Genomic DNA, 18,926 nt, shown 5'->3' on the forward strand with positions numbered 1-18,926 from the left:
CTTAATTTTTCAGACGATATACCCTAACCGGTATTGGTATTTGTTCATTTTAATTGCGATTCCCCACTTTTATTTGCGATTCTCTGATTTTATTTGCGTTTCCTCATTTTTAATTGCGATTCTCTGATTTTATTTGCGATTACCCACTTTCTCTTCACAGTCTCCAATAAAAAAAAGCCCAAACCTGATCTATCATAGGTTTGGGCCTTTAGCGATTCACTACACTAAATTAAGCATTTACTTTAGTGTAATTTTCTTCTAACGTTTTCTTTAAATATAAAGCTACTTCGAGCATTCCAAATTTCCCTGATTTTTCTTCTGCATCAGAATTATAGTTTGTGTTTGTATTGATATCGTAAGTATAAATTTCACCTTCAGCATTTCTTATAAATTCGATTCCAGCAATTTGGATACTGTTTTTAGCTAGAACTTCTTTATATTTAGTTAAAATTTCGTCATCAAATCCTTCAATGACTTGGAACTTAGGTTTTTCTTCTACTTCTTCACCTACTGGACAGAATAAATCTCCAATTTGGCATGCGTCTGCTGGACAAAGTTCAAATCCTTCTGAAGTATCAACTTTAACAGCATAAACAAAGTTTCCACCTACAAACTCACAACGAGTGATGTAGCTTTCTGGGGATAGAATGTATTCTTGAATAAGTGTAATGCCATCGACTGGCTCTTCGAAAGTAGGACCTTCCACATAAGCTTTTAATGCTTCTACACTATGGAATAATTGAACACCTAATCCTTTACCAGCACGATTATGCTTTGTGATAAATGACTGTCCTTCAAATTTTTCAGCTGCATTAATAATATTTTGTTTTCCAACAGCTGCAATTGTTTTTGGTGTCTTTACACCATATTTATTTAATTCTAAGTATTGTAAAACCTTACTAACTTCTAGCTTTAAAGCGCTTGTTCCATTTAATACAGTACGCCCATGTGCTTCAAGCCAAGCTAATACTTGCCCTGTAAATTCAGCTGCAAAACGATGATCACGTGTATGAGAAGAAGCGCTCATTCGACTGTAGAATATTCCTTCTGGTGGTGCTGCTGATAAATCAACCGTTCCTTCATCTAAGTGCCATTCTTCATAAGGAACACCTAGCTCCTCTAATCTTTTTGTTAAATGTACTGTCCATTCACTATTTTCATGTATAACGTATACTTTGCTCATTTTTATTTCCCCTATCTAGCTATTTATTAAACTACGTTTTTGTTCTACTAAAGGCATAACTTGCTTAGAAAAGCGTTCCATTTCCTCTAGTTGAGGAGAGAATTGTAATAATAGCAAGTCTAAGCCCGCTTCTTCGTATTGTAAAATTCGTTCTGCAATTTGTTCAGGTGTTCCAACTAAGTTTGGTCGTAACCCACGATTTGAAACCGAATAATCTTGTAATTGTATTTGTTGCTCTAATTGTGATTTTGTTGTGAAATCTTTAAAGCCTGCATAGCCGCTAGATTCCTTCACGGTTGTAATTTTTTCAAGCTCTGCAAAAGCTTCTTCTTCTGTATCGCGGCAAATAACATAAGCTGCCATACCGAAAGAACTAAATGGTGCATTAGTAGTTTGTTCGCGGCGTACTTTCATATCATTTATTTTTCGAGCAATCTCTTCAACTGTTCCACCGTGCATCACATAAGCATCACATTTTTCAGCAATTGTTTGCTTACCTTTTTCACTTTCACCTCCAGCATAAAGAAGTGGATTAGGTCTTTGAACAGGTTTTGGAGCAAGCTTCGATTCTTTTAAATCATAAAATTGACCAGAATAATTGAAGGTTTCTTCTGTCCATAACCCTTTTAGAACATCAATAAACTCTTCAGTTCGCGCATAACGCTCATCGTGCTCTGTAAAAACGCCCCCGTATTGACGTGCTTCCTCTGCCCACCAAGCTGAAACTACGTTTAACGTAAAACGGCCATTACTGATTTGATCAATATTTGCTGCCATTTTCGCTGTTACAGCTGGATTATGAAAACCTGGGCGTATCGCTGTCATAATTTCAATTTTTTCTGTCACTGCCGCTAGAGCAGCTGCGGTCGACCAAGCTTCAAGTGAATCATGTTCCGGTCCTTTTATATCATTTAAATATAATTCAGCTATTAAAGTAGTTGAGTAACCCCATTTTTCTGCTGATTGAATAACTTCTTTTGCATAATCAAAGGTTGGTGGCATCTTTTCATCGTCCACATTTCTTAACCATCCCCCAAAAATCGGTAACCAAAAACCATACTTCATTTCTATTCTCTCCCTTATTATTCAAATAAACAAGTTTTCCTATCAACTAAGTTGGAATTTTGTTTAAATAAAAAATTTTATAAAAGTAAGTTAAAAACAAATTCCATAATATTTTGTAGATTGATTAAGAGATCCCCCCTGTAATTGAGAAGTATATAAAAACACAAAAAGCCTCTTTCATTCAGAAAGAGGCATCGGAAACGATTGTTTTCGACTTATCTATCAGAATGATTTCATTCTGCAGGAAGTGGCACCGTTCCTTTTCAAGGAGGTTGCCGGACGTCATAGGGCCTGATCCCTCGGTCACTCTCGATAAGTTTCTATTATGTAATTTCATTAATTGAATAATAAGTCCTAGTAAACTGATTGTCAATATCGGATTTTAAATTCCCTTTAAGTGATAACGCTTTCATCGTTGGCGTTATTAGAAAAAATAAAATTTTATAAATTTTTTATAATATATAATAATTGTTTGTTTACGAGTTGGGATTTGCCTTTACATTGTGTAGATGTTTAGATTTTTGGAGTCATCGATCCACAACAAAATCAGTTGACTCTAAAAAAATAATGACCACCACGATTCATAACTCATTTATGAATCGGTGGGGGCTTTTGGTTACTGACAATTCAAAGTTTCTTTTTTATTGTTCTTTAAACTATTTTCCGTTCCGGCTTCTAAAGCAATTTGATAATATGAACATTTGTACTCGATAATTTCCATTGTTTTTTTTAATTGTTCCATCTGTGCTTCTACATTCGCTTTTCTTTCCATAAACATGTCAAATCTTAATTGTAATGTGGAATCCCCATCAGAACACCATTCTATGAAATTTTTAATTTCCTTTATTGGCATCCCTGTAGATTTCAGACATTCAATTATTTTTAACGCCTCTATATCAGATTCTTTAAAAACTCGTATACCACTGGTTGTCCGTTCTACAAAAGGCATAAGCCCTTCTTTGTCGTAGTATCGCAAAGTATATACCGTAAGATTCAATGCTTTTGCTACTTCCCCAATTGAATATGTCTTCACATTAATCCCTCTTTCCTAAGCATTAGACCTCGAGTTAACTCTATTATTATGAAGGGATTTTATCACGTTATTTTTTTTATGTCATATAAAAAGAAACGTGGATTCCTCAAAATCGCTTGACCTAGAGTTAACTCGAGGGATTATGATGATTGTGCAAGAGAATAAATTTAGGGTAAAAATGCATGTAAAGTTTAACCTGAGTGATTTGTTTTGTTCTCTATCAAAATATTTTTTTAGGAGGTTTTATTTATGATAACTGCAAAAGCAAGAGCTGTAGATGGTCCTGACAAGTCCTTTCGAGCTGCTGAGATTAAGCGACGTGATCTTGATTTAAATGATGTTCTAATTGAAATAAAATACGCTGGAATTTGCCATTCTGACATTCATACTGCCCACGGGGAATGGGGTCATGTGCACTATCCACTCGTACCAGGACATGAAATTGCCGGAATAGTAACGGATGTAGGAACAGAGGTAACGAAATACAAGGTTGGCGATCGTGTTGGTGTTGGTTGTATGGTAGACTCATGCGGCGATTGTGAAAACTGCCGTAAAGGTGAGGAACAATACTGTCTTAAAGGAAATACACCTACTTATGCTGGTGTTGACAAATACGGCGAGCCAACTCAGGGTGGCTACTCAACCCACATCGTTGTAACAGAAGATTTCGTGGTTAAAATACCTGATAATATTGAACTTGATGTTGCTGCACCTTTACTTTGTGCAGGTATTACTACATATTCTCCATTAAACCATTGGGGAGCAGGGCCTGGTAAGAAGGTCGCTGTTATTGGAATGGGTGGACTTGGGCATATGGCAGTTAAAATTGCACATGCACTCGGTGCAGAGGTAACCGTTCTGTCACAAACATTGAACAAAAAAGACGACGGTTTACAATTTGGAGCAAGCCACTATTATGCTACAAACGATCCAGAAACATTTAAAAATCTTGCAGGAACTTTTGATTTAATTATTAACACTGTAAGTGCAAAAATAAATATGGATGCTTATTTAAGGCTACTCAATCTAGATGGTACGCTAGTAAATGTCGGTGCCCCAGCAGAGCCGTTATCCCTAAGTGTTTTTTCACTTATAGGTCATCGTCGTTCATTTGCAGGATCTATGATTGGAGGAATTCGTGAGACTCAAGAGATGTTAGAATTCTGTGGAAAACATAACATTGTCCCTAACATTGAAGTTATTTCTGCCGATCAAATTGACGAAGCATACAAGCGAGTTTTAGCATCAGATGTGAAATATCGATTTGTCATCGACACAAGCACAATTTAATAGTTTTTCAGAGATGTTTCAAAAGCATAGTCTTTGAAACATCTTTTACTATAGACTGGCAAAAGAAATAACTTATTTAAAATCTTGAGATGTAGCCTTTAATGATAATCGACTAACTGTTAGCTTAGATTTACAATTTAGGAGGAAGTAAATTGATAAAACATGAAGAAGTAAAAAATGGTGTCATATTCCCTGTCGGCGAAAAAAATGAAGCATACGCACAATTTTTTGTAGGACAAAGTTATCTTAAAACCTTAATTGCCGATCCAAATGTAAATGTTGGTGTTGGAAATGTGACCTTTGAGCCAGGTTGCAGAAATAATTGGCATGTCCATCGAGATGGATTTCAAATATTATTAGTAACTGGTGGGGAAGGTTGGTACCAAGAAGAAGGGAAGCCCGCACAATTCTTAAAGGCTGGTGATGTAATCAACACTCACGATGGCGTGAAGCATTGGCATGGTGCTGCGAAAGATAGTTGGTTTGAGCACATTGCAATAACTGCAGGTACCCCAGAATGGTTGGAACCTGTTACAGATGAAGAATATGAAACTTCTACAAAATAAATTTCAAATAGTAACGCATCGAAACATTGTATTCGATGCGTTATTATTGTCGATGATTCATTAACAAAACTGTGACCAACTTTTCATCTCAATATTCGTTCTATTAATAATCCGATTTTAATTTAACTAAATTATACCAACTTACTCCACCATGTTTTGAATCAGATAAACCATGATTTACAAATCCTAGCTTTTCGTAAAAAGAAACTAATTCCTGTTTGCATGTTAAAGTGATTCCTATTCTTTCGTTTTCCTCTACAAGCTTGTCCATTTTTTCAATTAAGATTTTTGCAATACCCTGTTTTCTTGCATTATTGGAAACTGCCAATCCTAAAATACTTTGATAGCCACCTTTATCCGGATTCAATTTAATTGTCTCAAAAAGATCATCTGTTATATAAGGTTGGTTAATAATTGGACCATTAATATAACCAAGAATCTCCCCGTCTTTTTCCGCGACAATAAATGTATCGGGGATTAATTGAATCCTCTCAATAAACGCTTCTTTTGTAGCAGCTTCTTCTTTTGAAAAGCCTTCATTTTCAATCGTTATTAACTGTTTTAAATCTGAACTTTGAACAGTTCTTAATGATAATACCATTGTTATATCCCCTTTTTATGACTTTACTTTTCGTATACTGATTATATTATATATCACTGTTCTTTAAATAAGGATTCCTTTAATCCCCAAAATTACCTCTTCAATGCTGAAGTATTGACCGATAATATTCTCCTTTTTAAAAACAATACACGTAAAACCACAAGGGCCATCCATTTTTACGGTTTCCTCTATTTCAATTTACCATTAACTAGTACACAATTTTTAAATGCTAGTAGTAATCAGTTTTAATCCTAATGCAAAGAAAATAATTGTAGCTGTGATATTCATATACTCGTTAAATCGTGGATTTTTTAATAATCGATCTCGAAATGTTCCTGAGAAATAGCCTAAAGAGCTAAATATTAACGCCGTCAAAATGATAAAAATTAAACCTAGAATACACATTTGTAACGCGACGTGTGGTGCCTTGTAGTCTACAAATTGTGGAAGAAAGGTAAGATAAAAAATGGCTACTTTTGGGTTTAATATATTCATTAGCAATCCTTTAAAAAACAAACCTTTTGTTTCACTATTATTTTCATTGTTAAGACTTAGTACTTCCTTTCGATGTTTCAGAGATTTATATGCGAGATAAAATAAATAAATTGCTCCTAACGATTTGAAGATCGTAAATAAAACCACTGAAGTTTTTATAATAAGGGAAAGTCCAAGCGCTGCTGCTAAAGTATGTACGATATTCCCTAAACTTAACCCCATCGCAGTGACCACTCCAGCTTTCCTACCATTTGTCATTCCTTGTGTAAGAGTAAAAATTAAATCTGGACCGGGAATAATAATTAAAATAATGGCTGTTCCAATAAAAAGTAATAATGTTGTTGAATCAAACATTTGAAAACCCCTTTCAAAATTAGTCATAAACAAAATATAAACCCTCCGGTTACAGGAGGGTCAATAGCTTATTGGGATTTGCAATTCAGTTAAATAATCAGCTTTGTTCTTTGAAATATAATGATCAATAATCGTCCGTTCAATCGAGTCGCCTATTATTTCAAGTCCATTTTCTGCAATATAATTCAGTAAGATATTGTAATACATCGAAGATTCCATATGGTTTCCTCTATAATAAATACAGGCATATTGCCCTTCCTGAAGTGTAGAAATAAGTGGACTTTGCAGATCATCATCCTCCGTAAATAATAGAATGGAATTATACTCGTCAAACTTAGTATTTTTTATATGATCTAGACTAACAGTTAGACCTACCCCTCCAATAAAGATAGAAGAACTCAAATTTGATAAATCCTCTAATCTTCGCAAAGTAACTTCAAGCTCTGGTTCCGAACTGATTCTTTCCATTAATCTTACAATCGTTTTTTCTTTCATTTCTTTTATGAAAGGAACTTCTAATTCCTTTATTTCTCTTGCTGTTCTTATATCCATAATACGATTTTGGAATCGTTGTTTTACTCTTTCTAATTCTCTTATCTTTTGCTCAGTTAATTCTTTTTGTTCCTCAAGAAGAAGCAAAAAACTATCAATATCTCGATTTTCTAAATGTTGCTTGATTTCCTTTAAAGAAAAGCCTAATTCCTTTAAATAGTGAATGGTGTTTAGGTGCTCAAATTGTTCGGTGGAATAGTATCGATAACCGTTGTTTATGTCTGTATGTATTGGCTTTAGCAAACTAATTTCATCATAATATCTAAGGGTTTTTATAGTCGTATTATGGAGCTTTGCCATTTCTCCAATTGAAAATCGATTCTTCATCATAATCTTCCTTTAGTACAAATTTATATTAGTTCAATCATACTTGATTTTGGGTTATTAAACTAACTCAATTCGTATCCAAAATTTGTTTTATGCCTCAATTCTACTCAAACAAGTGCCTTTTAAACTTTTTAAACAGATTAAAAGAATACTAAAGTAACTTTTAGCTGTTCTGTAGTTTAGTTTTGTAAGGTTCGAAATGTTGTCACACTTTTTATATTTTATATACATCTTTTCTTGTTAAAATTTAATAAATTTTAAACTAAAAAATATAATGTGTATAGCATGCCATGGTATTCAATTTATTAGAGCATAGAAGGAACTGGTACAGCTAAAAAAGCTTATGGCGTGGAATTTAAAAAAACATACACTTATAAATAATTATTGAGGTATTTAAACATGAAAAAAAGCTACATATTTATATTTTTAATGTTCATTATACTTATCGGAAGTTTAAAAATCCCTAGTATATTAGAGTCGGCATATCCATTAGATAAAGAAGATATGGGACAAGCTTTTTATAACATTAAATATTTAGTACAAAATCTATTTTATTTGGTTTTTATTATTTTTATTAATATATTTTTATTGATTTGTTTTTATAAGAATAAGAAGTAATACTGAAGTTACTTGTAAATCTAGTTCTGATAATCAAAGGTTTCAGGAGTTAAGCGTTTTTATCTAAGTTGTTCTAACTAAAAAGATTACCACTTTGAATAGTTCATAGTAGTAATCTTTTTCTATTTAATATTATCAGTTCGTGGACTTATTCCAACGTCTCTACATATTTTTCTTTTTTTATGAAAAATGCACTATTCTCCATAACAAAAAAATGATTTAATTCGTAAATAACATTTTGTCAAAATAAAAAAAGCACAAACTGAAAGATTCTCCAGCCCGTACTTCGATAATTTATTTCATTCTTTTTTTATATACCTTCATTGAAATCATATAAAACAAAATTCCAATTCCGACTAACCATAATACAGCAGTTAAAATATTACCATAGTCCGGTTGCCCAGCTAAAAGTGAACGCACGCTTTCAGCAATTGGTGTCATTGGTTGGTTTTCGGCAAAAGCTCTTAGTTTGCTACCCATATTATTTGTTGGAACGAAGGCAGAACTTACGAACATTAAGCCCATAAGTAAATAAGAGAATACGCTCGCACCTTCATACGATTTTGACATTAGTCCGCATGCCACTGCAATCCAAGTAAAAGAAAATACGGTAAGAAGAATCATACCAATTGCTAATAACCATTCCACAAAATCAGCGTGAGGACGGAATCCCATGATAAAAGAAATGAGAATCACTGCTGTAACTGATAATAAATTTAATATTAAAGTTGAGATAACATGCCCTCCCAATATCGATGATTTAGCGATTGGCATGGAATGAAATCGATCAAATATTCCTTTTGTCATGTCAGTGTTCACTCGAACTGCTGTATAGGAAATCCCCATTCCAATACACATAAGCAACACACCTGGAACGATAAAATTCACGTAATCTACTTTATTCATTGTCATGGCACTACCGAAAATATAGACAAAAGCGAGCATAAGCATAATCGGCATGAGGATCGTTGTAATAATTGTATCAATACTTCGAAGTGAATGTTTCATCACTCGACTGCACATTGTAAACGTATCGCTGAAAAAATGATTTCCATTCATTGCTATTCCCCTCTCTTTCCAGTAACAACTAGGAAAATTTCCTCAAGTGTTGGCTGTTTTTCCACGTATTCTACTTTTTTAGGCGGAAGAATTGCTTTTAATTCATCCAGCGTACCTTCTACAAGAATTTTGCCCTCATGTAAAATGGCAATTCGGTCAGCTAGTTGTTCGGCTTCTTCTAAATATTGTGTAGTAAGAAATACAGTAATACCCGCTTTTGCCATATCACGAATCACTTCCCACAAAGCTAATCGTGCTTCCGGGTCAAGTCCAACTGAAGGCTCATCAAGAAAAACAAGTTCCGGTGACCCAAGTACTGTCATTGCTAAATCCAATCGTCTTTTCATACCGCCAGAATAAGTAGCAAGAGCTCGATCACCAGCTTCAATTAAATCAAAACGGCGTAGACTTTCCTCCACAGCTTTTTTTCGATCAGGCAAGTGGCGGAGTTTTGCTACTAGGTCGAGATTTTCACGCCCTGTCAAAATATCATCTACTGCAACGTTTTGTCCGGTTAGACTAATTTTCTCACGTACTTGCCCTGGATTTGTTTGAATATTCGAACTACAAACTTCAATTTCCCCCATATCCGCTTGTATTAATGTGCTCAAGATTTTAATAATAGTCGTTTTCCCAGCACCATTGGAGCCCAGTAAAGCGAAAACACTGCCTCTTTTCACCTCAAAATCTACGCCTTTTAGCACCTCTATATTTTTATAGGATTTTTTTAATCCCTTCACTGAGATTGCAGTATTACTCATAATCATTTCCCTCCCATATATAAAGCTGAAGGCGCGCGCTCTAAGCGTAAGTTGCGCCTGCAGCTGGATTTATCTAAACAGACATACAAATATGACTTATGCTGTACTTATTTGTTAAATATTAACTGATGATTTTATTTTTTCTTACCCAATCGATCTAGAATGCTTTTGTTCAAATTATTACGTAATTTATCATCCCATCTTTTCGCTTGATCGGTAAGTTCATTAGCAAATGCTGTAACGTCTTCACCTGTTACTTCTAATACGTCCTTACCATCTGATGCACCTGCTTCAAATAAATCAATGAGATCATACTGGATTCTCAACATATCCATCCCGCTTCCAGAAGCAAAACTCCACATATAGTTGCAGATTTTTTTATAGGCTTCTTGGTAATCGGCTGGCAATGCATCTACTCGTGCCATCATTTCTTTGTATTCTTTTTTATCATCGAGTATCTTTTTGAAGAAATTCACCATGGTTTTTAGCCCCCTACTTTTATTTTTTATTCGTCCATATCTTTACTTGCTGTTCGACTCTACTCTCAATATCTTTTTCCAACTCTACTTTACCTCCGAAAAAACCTGCCGATTCTCCACCTAGTTTAGAGAGAGCCATCAATTCGTCGGCAAATGCCGCTACGTCTTCACCAGTTACATCCAACACATGCTTTCCTTCTGCTGAACTAGCCTCAAATAGTTCATATAGATTGATGATTTCTTCACCAAAACCATAACCGAAATTCCACATGTACTTTTGAATCTTTTTGAACACAAATGCGTAATCTTTTGGTAGAGAATTTACCTTTTTCATAAATGCTTTATATTCTTTTTTGCTTTCTATATCGCCAATGATTAACTCAATAAATTTTTTCATACTATCGCTCCCCCTTTAGGATATTGATTTTTGATGAAACAAAATTCCATCTTTTCCAAAATTGTTGTAATTCCTCACGCCCTGCTTCGTTTAATGAATAAAACTTACGAGGCGGTCCCATTTCAGATCGTTTTTTCTCGATATTTACCAGCTCTTTCTTTTCCAGTCGGATTAAAATGGTGTAGACTGTACCTTCGACAACTTCAGTGAATCCTAAGTCATTAAGAAGACGAGTAATTTCGTAGCCGTAAGTATCACCGCGACTGATGATTTCAAGTACACAACCTTCCAATGAACCTTTGAGCATTTCTGTTAAATTTTCCATAGCGTACACCTCCTTTTTACTTTCGTTAAATAAGTTTTAGGTCTATTAATTTAAACGGCAATTAACTGCGGAGAAAACCACCTTTTTACTAATTAGTGATACAAATATTCAGTAATACTTAGTACCGGACAATAGAAAAACTAAATAGCCTATAGATCATTGATTTCACTGTTCATTTTATTTGAACTCTTTTTCAGCTATCTGGTGCGACTGATACTCCGTATTACTTAGTAATAGTATATAGTATTACTAAGTAGAAGAAATGTGAACCCTTTTTTAAAAAAAATTTAACTATTTAGTATTACTGGTATTCAGTATTGCTAAGTACAGGTACATTGTATCACCGAGTAGTCGGATTGTAAAGTTGATCAAAAAAATTTTTAGTTAAGAACTAGATCAAAATAAAATTACTTAGACCACTGAATCTAACCGTGTTCTGGATTGCTTCTAATGTATTATCTATCTATACAAAATATACATTCCCTCTTTTTTAAACCTTTCTGTAGCGAACATTTTTTATTTTATTTTGACAGACTTTGTTTATCATGCTATCATGACAATTAATTCAAAACATTATAAATTATTAAACTCTTATTGAGAGTGGCGGAGGGACTGGCCCGATGATGCCCGGCAACCATTCAACGTTTTTTGTTGAAAAGGTGCTAATTCCTGCAAAGCAAATTGCTTTGGAAAATAAGAGAGGATTCCATAAATTTTGTAGCCCTCTCTCTTTTAAAAGCAGAGAGGGCTTTTGTCGTTTTGAAGGATTGTTAGATTTCATCTTTAATATTTCTTAATAAAAATTTCATAAAAATGCATAAGGTGCTGTTAAGAATTATTTCCACAGCTTAAAAGGGAAGTCGGTTAGAATCCGACACGGTCCCGCCACTGTATTGGGGAGCGACTTATCAATCTACCACTGTTTCATACTGAAATGGGAAGGGATAAGAAGCGTTTGATCCTAAGTCAGGAGACCTGCCTATTGTATGCGCTTGTACCTACGGATGTATAGGGGGGAGTGAGGAATACGTGATTTGGGATCAGCAATGTCTCAACTCTAGTTAGTTATGCGTATGAGTCTCTCTTTTCTATTTGAAAAGGGAGACTTTTTTGTTGGGAAAAAATACAAAAGCAATCATATAAGGAGTGTATTAGAATGGGAAACAGTGTAAAAAGTTCAAATTTAGGTTATCCAAGAATTGGTGAAAAGCGTGAATGGAAAAAAGCACTTGAACAATTTTGGGCAGGTAAACTAGAAAAAGAAGATTTTTTAAAGCAAATTGAAGCGATTCGTTTGCAGCATCTTCAAAAGCAAAAAAATCAAGGTATTGACTTAATTCCAGTAGGTGATTTTAGCTTGTATGACCATGTTCTCGACACAGCTGTTATGTTCGGTCTCGTACCTAAGCGCTTTGAATATGCTGGAGGAAAAGTATCACTTGAAACTTATTTTGAAATAGCACGCGGTTCAAAAAATGCTGTTGCATCTGAAATGACAAAATGGTTTAACACAAACTATCACTATATTGTTCCAGAATTGGGAGAAGTAACACCTACTCTTGTCGATAACCGTCCACTACAATTTTATAAAGAGGCTAAACAAAAGCTTGGTATTGAAGGGAAACCAGTTATCTTGGGGCCAGTAACATTTGTAAAACTGTCTAAAGGATATAAAGAAACTGAGTTTAAAACGATTGTAAATCAATTTGTACCACTTTATGTCGATCTATTACGAGAATTACAAACAGAAGGTGTGGAGTGGGTTCAAATAGATGAACCAATCTTATCTACATCTATTTCAAAAGAAGAAGTGGCATTATTTAACGATATATATGAAGCATTGCATAAAGCAGCACCTAATGTGAATGTGATACTTCAAACTTATTTTGAGAGCGTTGATTTCTATGAAGAAGTAGTTTCACTCCCTGTTCAAGGAATTGGTCTTGATTTTATTTATGATAATGGGCGAAACCTTGCTGCAATTAAAAAATATGGTTTCCCAAAAGATAAAGTACTTGCTGCTGGAGTGATTGACGGACGTAACATATGGCGTGCAAATCTTGATCATAAATATGCCCTTCTTGAAGAAATTACTGAGTTTGTTTCAAAAGACCAGCTTATTGTACAACCTTCATCAAGCTTATTACATTCTCCTGTAACAGCGAAAAATGAAAGTACAATTGATGATGTGCTAAAGGATGCGCTATCTTTTGCTGATGAAAAATTAAATGAAATTTTTGTATTAGCAAAAGGTTTACAAGATGGTAAAGCGTCGATTCAAGCAAAAATTGAAGCAAGCATAAATGCAATTCAAGCATTAAATGAATCATCCGTTCGAAACAATAAACAAGTTCAGAAGGCCATTCAAAACTTGCATACGTATAGTGTGGATCGTGAAGAATCCTATAAAGTTCGTCAAGCCATTCAAGAAAAGTCTTTCCAATTACCGCTTCTACCAACTACAACAATTGGTAGCTTCCCTCAAACACAAGAAGTAAGAGGTCAGCGTTCAAAATGGCGTAAAGGTGAATTAACGAATGCACAATATGAAGAGTATATTAATGCTGAAATCAAAAGATGGATTGCGATTCAAGAAGAACTTGGCTTAGATGTGTTTGTACATGGTGAATTTGAACGAACTGATATGGTTGAATATTTTGGTGAAAAATTAGCTGGATTCCAATTCACAAAATTTGGTTGGGTTCAATCATATGGCTCTCGTTGCGTAAAACCGCCACTTATTTATGGGGATGTGTCTTATTTAGATCCAATGACCGTTAAAGAATCCGTGTATGCCCAATCATTAACAACCAAGCCTGTTAAAGGCATGTTAACAGGTCCAATAACAATTTTAAACTGGTCATTTGTACGAGATGATATTTCACGTTACGATGTTGCAAATCAAATTGCACTTGCACTTAGAACAGAAGTTGAAACGCTCGAGAAAAACGGAATTCGTATGATTCAAGTCGATGAACCAGCAATTCGTGAAGGGCTACCATTAAAACGCGAAAACTGGGAAAGCTATCTGAACGTTGCTGTTTATGCATTTAAAATCGCAACAGCTTCTGTACAAAACGATACACAAATTCATACTCATATGTGCTACTCAAACTTCGAAGATATAATCGATGCAATTAATGCACTTGATGCTGACGTTATTTCGATTGAAACCTCTAGAAGCCACGGCGAGTTAATTTTTGCTTTTGAAGAAAATACATACGATAAAGGTATTGGCCTTGGTGTATATGATATTCATAGTCCGCGTGTCCCAAAGGTTGAAGAGCTCACAAGAAATATTGATCGTGCCCTTCAAGTAATCAATCCGAAGCTGTTCTGGATTAATCCTGATTGCGGTTTGAAAACGCGAGGTATTGATGAAACGGTTTCAGCATTAAAGGTGATGGTTGAAGCAGCTGAGCAAGCGAGAGAAAAGTTGTTTGTGAAAGAGTAATTAGTAGCTGGTTCAATAATGTCTATCAGAAAATTTAGAAATAAGAAAACCACTGACTTGTTTTCAGTGGTTTTCTACTATTGTAAGTGTTTGTAAATATTCATAGGAATGCTGTCAGGGTAAAAATCTTTATTCAAAATCTGCCGATAAAGTTGTTTCTTTCGCTTCTTCAAAGTTTTGAAGTAGATTTTGATATTTATGATTAGCCACTTGATAAGCCATTATTTCTAACAAAAGTCTAAGTAGTGGCGTTTTCGATTCAACAATATTAATAATCGCTTCAGCTGCTTTTTCAGGATTACCAGAAAAATTGGCATAAAAAGAATAAAGAGCACCTAAGTATTCAGGTGCTCTAAAACATACGTAAATATTCATTTAAATTATCTTCTACACATTCCATAACAAGTCTCACAAATTTATTAGTTTCACCTTTCATACTAGCCAATTCTAAAGCTTCGTAGTATTGAATTCGTTTAACTGGATCAGCTTTTATAATTGCTGGCGGGTAACCGTGTTGCATTAAAATAAAATTCATTAATAATCTGGCTGTTCTTCCATTTCCATCAGAAAACGGATGAATATAAACGAATTTGAAATGAAATAATGCTGCTAACTCAACAGGATGTAGTACATCTTTGTTCTTATTATACCAATTTAATAGATTATCCATTTCTTCTTGAACAAATGGATGCTCCAATGGTTGATGCTTACTACCAGAGATTCGTACATTTATCTCTCTATACTTACCAGCGTTGTCACCGTCTATATTTTTCAAGACAAGACTATGTATATTTTTAATCGTGTTATGATATAACTCTTCTTTACTTTCTACAATTTGCTCGACATATTTAATTGCTTCAACATGGTTAATTGCTTCGAAGTGTTCTTTTAATCGTTTTCCACCGATTGTTAATCCCTCTTCAATTACGATCTTCGTTTCTAATAATGTTAGTGTATTTCCTTCAATAGCATTCGAATTGAATGTCCATTCAATTAAATACACATCTCTCATGTTTTTTAGTACAGCTGCTGGGATTGGTCTCTTACTATCTAACTGATGCTTTAACTCATCTATTAATTGAAAGTCACTCACCATACATTCACCTACTCCCATGAAAATTCTAATATGTTCATTTTAGCATAAAAGTTCGAAACTACACCCATTCTTTTTATCATAATTACCTTAATTAATAAAACAGGTCAACCAAAAGTTTCCCTTGAATTGTGTATGTGTGCACAATTGATTCCTTAACTACAGGTGTAGTTTCGCTAAATACTCGACATCACCGTGAAAACTTCCTTTATATTTTCTACAACTAGCCTAATTAAAACTTATTTCACCTTCATTGCTCGCTGCATCGTAAATTTCTTTTCAACCTTTTTACCAACAAACCATAATAAAAATATAGCTACCAAAACTAGAATTGACTCAAGAGGTTCTTTGAAGAAATCATCTAAATCTTGACCAACAAAACTAATGAGCAACAATGCAACAAGTTTCCCCATTGCAAATCCAAATATATAGATACGAGGTCTGATTTTAGACATGGATGCAAAAATATTCGTTATGAAAGATGGACAAAACGGGATGCAAAACCAGAGAAACACTGGACCAAATCCGCTGTTATTTAACCAACTCATACCAGAGTTCCCTTTCTTTTTCTTTTGAATAAAACGCTCTAGCCATCTTGCGCCAGTCATTTTTAATAAGAAGTACATTCCAGTAGTGCCTAAAACACTACCAACATAGGTTGCTAAAAATCCTGTCCAAAATCCGAACGCGTTGACGTTTGCAGCGCATATTGCCCCAAGTGGAATAATTCCAAAAAAAGAATCCGCTAATGGAATCAGAAACGCGATCAGAACACCTAAGTTTTTATGAACAGTTACGAAATGTTGTAATTGTTGAAATGATATCCACTGATAAATTTGAAGTTGCATTTAGGTTCTCCTTTCACGTTTAATTGTAAAGTCATAAATTGTTTCTATTCATTCAAGTCGTCATATTAAATAGAATGATATTTCCCCATTTTCTATTTTTAAAATCATCTCCATTATTTTCTTGAACACAATAAAATTCCATTTAAGTTAAATGTAAATGGAATAGCAATGTATTATCGACCATATATTTCCAACTCACTACTTGGGCAATATGGCCATCTTTTAATTACCTTTTAATTACTTTAAAATTTTATAATGTTATCCGTTTCTGTTCAATAATCAATTTCCAACAATATGTTGGTTAGTATACAAAAACTTATAGATCTGTCGTATAAACCAAAAATGAGTTCAATCAAAAAAAGGCTGAACAAACCATAAACGATATTGGGTTTAATGTTGGAGAGCAATTAATGGTTAGAATGATTTTGTTGACCCTTTAATCCGCTCAACTAGATTTTCAAAAAAATGATTAAAAGGAGTAGACTCTAAGCCACTCCTTTTTTTAGTTTGTCATCTGTACCCAGGACTCTATATGTTTAATAGACACTTGTGAACTATAGTAATAATTCATTTAGTTATTCAATACTTGTTTGAAATCGTTTATAAAATCATATTTAAATGGCGAAATTTTCTGTCTCCCAATCGAATCATAAATGATGTTAGCTTTCTTAGCATTATTAAGATCATAACAGTTTCTTCCATCAAGAATAATTGGATTTCGCATTAATTTCATATAGTTTAACAGATCAAATTTTTTCACTTCATCCCACTCAGTAAGGATAAAACAAATATCTGCTCCTCTAATTGTTTCTTCAATGGTACTGTAATAATTTATGTGTTCAGGATATAATTTTTGAAAATTTTCTACTCCAACAGGATCCCAAGCTCTTACTTTCGCTCCTTCTTCAATCATAATAGGAATATTCATTAGCGATGGAGACTCTCTTAAATCATCCGTATTAGGTTTAAATGTAAGCCCAAGTACCGCAACTTCTAAACCTTTTAAGCTATCAAAATACTTTCTTGATTTCTTTAGTAATATTAGTTTTTGATTTTCATTTACATCTATAGCAGCTTTAACAGTTTTTAACTCATATTGATATGAATTAGCTTGCCGGTATAGTGCTTTTGTATCTTTTGGAAAACAGGATCCACCGTACCCTATTCCAGCGTTTAAAAACTTATTACCTATACGACTGTCCAAACCAATCCCATAAGCAACTTCATCAATATTTGCTCCTGTGAATTCACAAAGATTTGCTATTTCATTAATATATGAAACTTTTAAAGCCAAAAAATTATTTGAAGCATATTTAATCATCTCAGCACTTTTGCGATTTGTAACGATGATGGCAGAATCAAAATCGATATATACTTCCCTTAAGATATCTTCTACAACTTTCTCTTCTACCCCAATAACGATTCTAGCAGGATTTAATGTATCAAGAATGGCTGTACCTTGAGACAAAAACTCTGGATTTGAAGCAATTCTTATCGTAACATTATTCTTTTTGTTAGATTTTATTAATTCCTCAATCAGATCATTTGTTCCAACAGGTACAGTTGATTTAATTACCACAATACAGTCTTTTTCAACAAACATAGCAATTTGGATAACCGCTTCGTAAATGTAAGTTAAATTGACAGAACCATCTAGATTTTCTGGAGTTCCTACTCCAATAAATATAACATCCGCATCTTTAAAAGCTTGTTTATGATTTGTTGTAAAGCATAACCTCTCCATATTCTTTCGCATTAAATCTTCTAAATAAGGTTCATAAAAAGGAGACACTCCTGACTTCAATAAGGCTACTTTTCGATCATCCGTATCGATACAAGAAACTGTATGTCCTTTTTCCGCTAGACAAACCCCCGTTACCAAGCCAACGTATCCAGTTCCGACAACGGCAATTTCCATGTATTATTCACCCTTATCTTTTAAAATAATGATCTAAATAACATTCTAGTTATGAATACAGAACTAATAGTCTTATTCAGATTTTCACAAAAAGTATTAATACTCCAAAACGCATTTCATCTATAAAAAGATGTTCTCATTGTAATGATCAAAATAATAAAGATTGTTCTGACAACCTAATCGAAGAATTTTTTAACCACTAAGAGTTGATGTTTTATTCTCTTCATTCTTTTTATTATTCCCACGATAAATCATTACATTGCGTATATATACAAACACACTAGGGAGTTGACCGAGAATAAATACAGGGTCTTTACGATAAATAGCATAAATCGAAAGAATTATTGATCCTAGAATACTATATACCCAAAATGAAAAAGGAATTATTGTCTTTTTAGCCTTTTCACTAGCTAACCATTGAGTTAAAAATCGTAAGGAAAATAAGGCCTGACCAATAAATCCAAAAGTAATCCAAAGTAAATCTCTAGTTGATATAGTCATTTGATGA

Annotated in this window: 19 protein-coding genes and 3 riboswitches; of the genes, 3 read left to right on the top strand and 16 right to left on the bottom strand. The window is 33.9% G+C overall.

What is annotated here, in order from left to right:
• Positions 1-229 precede the first annotated feature (229 nt).
• The 3 genes from CN601_RS04790 to CN601_RS04800 all read right to left on the bottom strand — a co-directional run bounded on the left by CN601_RS04790 (position 230) and on the right by CN601_RS04800 (position 3,281).
• Complete coding sequence (locus CN601_RS04790) at positions 230-1,183, bottom strand: ATP-grasp domain-containing protein (protein ID WP_098170281.1); 954 nt, start codon at positions 1,181-1,183, stop codon at positions 230-232.
• A 15-nt stretch (positions 1,184-1,198) separates the two neighbouring features.
• Complete coding sequence (locus tag CN601_RS04795; protein ID WP_098170282.1) at positions 1,199-2,248, bottom strand: LLM class flavin-dependent oxidoreductase; 1,050 nt, start codon at positions 2,246-2,248, stop codon at positions 1,199-1,201.
• A 212-nt stretch (positions 2,249-2,460) separates the two neighbouring features.
• Positions 2,461-2,567, bottom strand: a riboswitch (SAM riboswitch).
• A gap of 297 nt (positions 2,568-2,864) precedes the next feature.
• Positions 2,865-3,281 (bottom strand): MerR family transcriptional regulator, encoded by a 417-nt coding sequence (locus CN601_RS04800; protein ID WP_098170283.1) that lies wholly within the window; start codon positions 3,279-3,281, stop codon positions 2,865-2,867.
• 249 nt (positions 3,282-3,530) lie between these two features.
• Between CN601_RS04800 and CN601_RS04805 the strand changes: the two genes are divergently transcribed.
• Both CN601_RS04805 and CN601_RS04810 read left to right on the top strand, forming a co-directional pair.
• Positions 3,531-4,571, top strand: coding sequence for an NAD(P)-dependent alcohol dehydrogenase (locus tag CN601_RS04805; RefSeq protein ID WP_098170284.1), 1,041 nt, complete (start codon positions 3,531-3,533; stop codon positions 4,569-4,571).
• Positions 4,572-4,723: 152 nt separating this feature from the next.
• Entirely contained in the window at positions 4,724-5,137 is a 414-nt protein-coding gene (locus tag CN601_RS04810; protein ID WP_098170285.1) for a cupin domain-containing protein, read from the top strand.
• 103 nt (positions 5,138-5,240) lie between these two features.
• On the opposite strand, the gene CN601_RS04815 is transcribed toward CN601_RS04810, so the two are convergent.
• The 8 genes from CN601_RS04815 to CN601_RS04855 form a co-directional block, all read right to left on the bottom strand.
• Positions 5,241-5,738, bottom strand: a complete 498-nt coding sequence (locus CN601_RS04815) for a GNAT family N-acetyltransferase (RefSeq protein ID WP_098170286.1) — start codon at positions 5,736-5,738, stop codon at positions 5,241-5,243.
• Positions 5,739-5,960: 222 nt separating this feature from the next.
• Positions 5,961-6,587 (bottom strand): LysE family translocator, encoded by a 627-nt coding sequence (locus CN601_RS04820; protein ID WP_098170287.1) that lies wholly within the window; start codon positions 6,585-6,587, stop codon positions 5,961-5,963.
• Between the two features lie 60 nt (positions 6,588-6,647).
• Complete coding sequence (locus tag CN601_RS04825; protein ID WP_098170288.1) at positions 6,648-7,466, bottom strand: MerR family transcriptional regulator; 819 nt, start codon at positions 7,464-7,466, stop codon at positions 6,648-6,650.
• A gap of 912 nt (positions 7,467-8,378) precedes the next feature.
• Positions 8,379-9,143, bottom strand: coding sequence for an ABC transporter permease (locus CN601_RS04835; RefSeq protein ID WP_098170290.1), 765 nt, complete (start codon positions 9,141-9,143; stop codon positions 8,379-8,381).
• Positions 9,144-9,145: 2 nt separating this feature from the next.
• Positions 9,146-9,904, bottom strand: a complete 759-nt coding sequence (locus tag CN601_RS04840; RefSeq protein WP_098170291.1) for an ABC transporter ATP-binding protein — start codon at positions 9,902-9,904, stop codon at positions 9,146-9,148.
• A 134-nt stretch (positions 9,905-10,038) separates the two neighbouring features.
• Positions 10,039-10,383 (bottom strand): DUF1048 domain-containing protein, encoded by a 345-nt coding sequence (locus tag CN601_RS04845; RefSeq protein ID WP_098170292.1) that lies wholly within the window; start codon positions 10,381-10,383, stop codon positions 10,039-10,041.
• A gap of 19 nt (positions 10,384-10,402) precedes the next feature.
• Positions 10,403-10,780, bottom strand: a complete 378-nt coding sequence (locus CN601_RS04850; RefSeq protein WP_098170293.1) for a DUF1048 domain-containing protein — start codon at positions 10,778-10,780, stop codon at positions 10,403-10,405.
• 1 nt (position 10,781) lies between these two features.
• Entirely contained in the window at positions 10,782-11,105 is a 324-nt protein-coding gene (locus CN601_RS04855) for a PadR family transcriptional regulator (protein WP_098170294.1), read from the bottom strand.
• A gap of 588 nt (positions 11,106-11,693) precedes the next feature.
• A riboswitch (SAM riboswitch) is annotated at positions 11,694-11,805 on the top strand.
• Positions 11,806-11,908: 103 nt separating this feature from the next.
• Positions 11,909-12,102, top strand: a riboswitch (cobalamin riboswitch).
• A gap of 159 nt (positions 12,103-12,261) precedes the next feature.
• Here CN601_RS04855 and metE point away from each other — a divergent pair.
• Positions 12,262-14,559, top strand: coding sequence for a 5-methyltetrahydropteroyltriglutamate--homocysteine S-methyltransferase (metE, locus tag CN601_RS04860; protein ID WP_098170295.1), 2,298 nt, complete (start codon positions 12,262-12,264; stop codon positions 14,557-14,559).
• Positions 14,560-14,688: 129 nt separating this feature from the next.
• Here metE and CN601_RS04865 read toward each other — a convergent pair whose 3' ends face one another.
• From CN601_RS04865 to CN601_RS04885, 5 genes are all read right to left on the bottom strand, one after another.
• Positions 14,689-14,934 carry a Rossmann-fold NAD(P)-binding domain-containing protein gene (locus CN601_RS04865; RefSeq protein ID WP_098170296.1) on the bottom strand — a complete coding sequence of 82 codons (246 nt, stop codon included), beginning with the start codon at positions 14,932-14,934 and terminating at the stop codon, positions 14,689-14,691.
• Positions 14,912-15,655, bottom strand: a complete 744-nt coding sequence (locus tag CN601_RS04870; protein ID WP_098170297.1) for a Fic family protein — start codon at positions 15,653-15,655, stop codon at positions 14,912-14,914. Before CN601_RS04870 ends, CN601_RS04865 begins: the two co-directional genes overlap by 23 nt.
• A 236-nt stretch (positions 15,656-15,891) precedes the next feature.
• Positions 15,892-16,500, bottom strand: a complete 609-nt coding sequence (locus CN601_RS04875) for a TVP38/TMEM64 family protein (protein WP_098170298.1) — start codon at positions 16,498-16,500, stop codon at positions 15,892-15,894.
• Between the two features lie 571 nt (positions 16,501-17,071).
• Positions 17,072-18,418 (bottom strand): UDP-glucose dehydrogenase family protein, encoded by a 1,347-nt coding sequence (locus CN601_RS04880; RefSeq protein ID WP_098170299.1) that lies wholly within the window; start codon positions 18,416-18,418, stop codon positions 17,072-17,074.
• Between the two features lie 192 nt (positions 18,419-18,610).
• Positions 18,611-18,919, bottom strand: coding sequence for a lipid-A-disaccharide synthase N-terminal domain-containing protein (locus CN601_RS04885; protein ID WP_098117301.1), 309 nt, complete (start codon positions 18,917-18,919; stop codon positions 18,611-18,613).
• Positions 18,920-18,926: the final 7 nt, after the last annotated feature.

This window comes from Bacillus sp. AFS017336 (genome assembly GCF_002555445.1).
Classification (GTDB): Bacteria; Bacillota; Bacilli; order Bacillales; family Bacillaceae_G; genus Gottfriedia.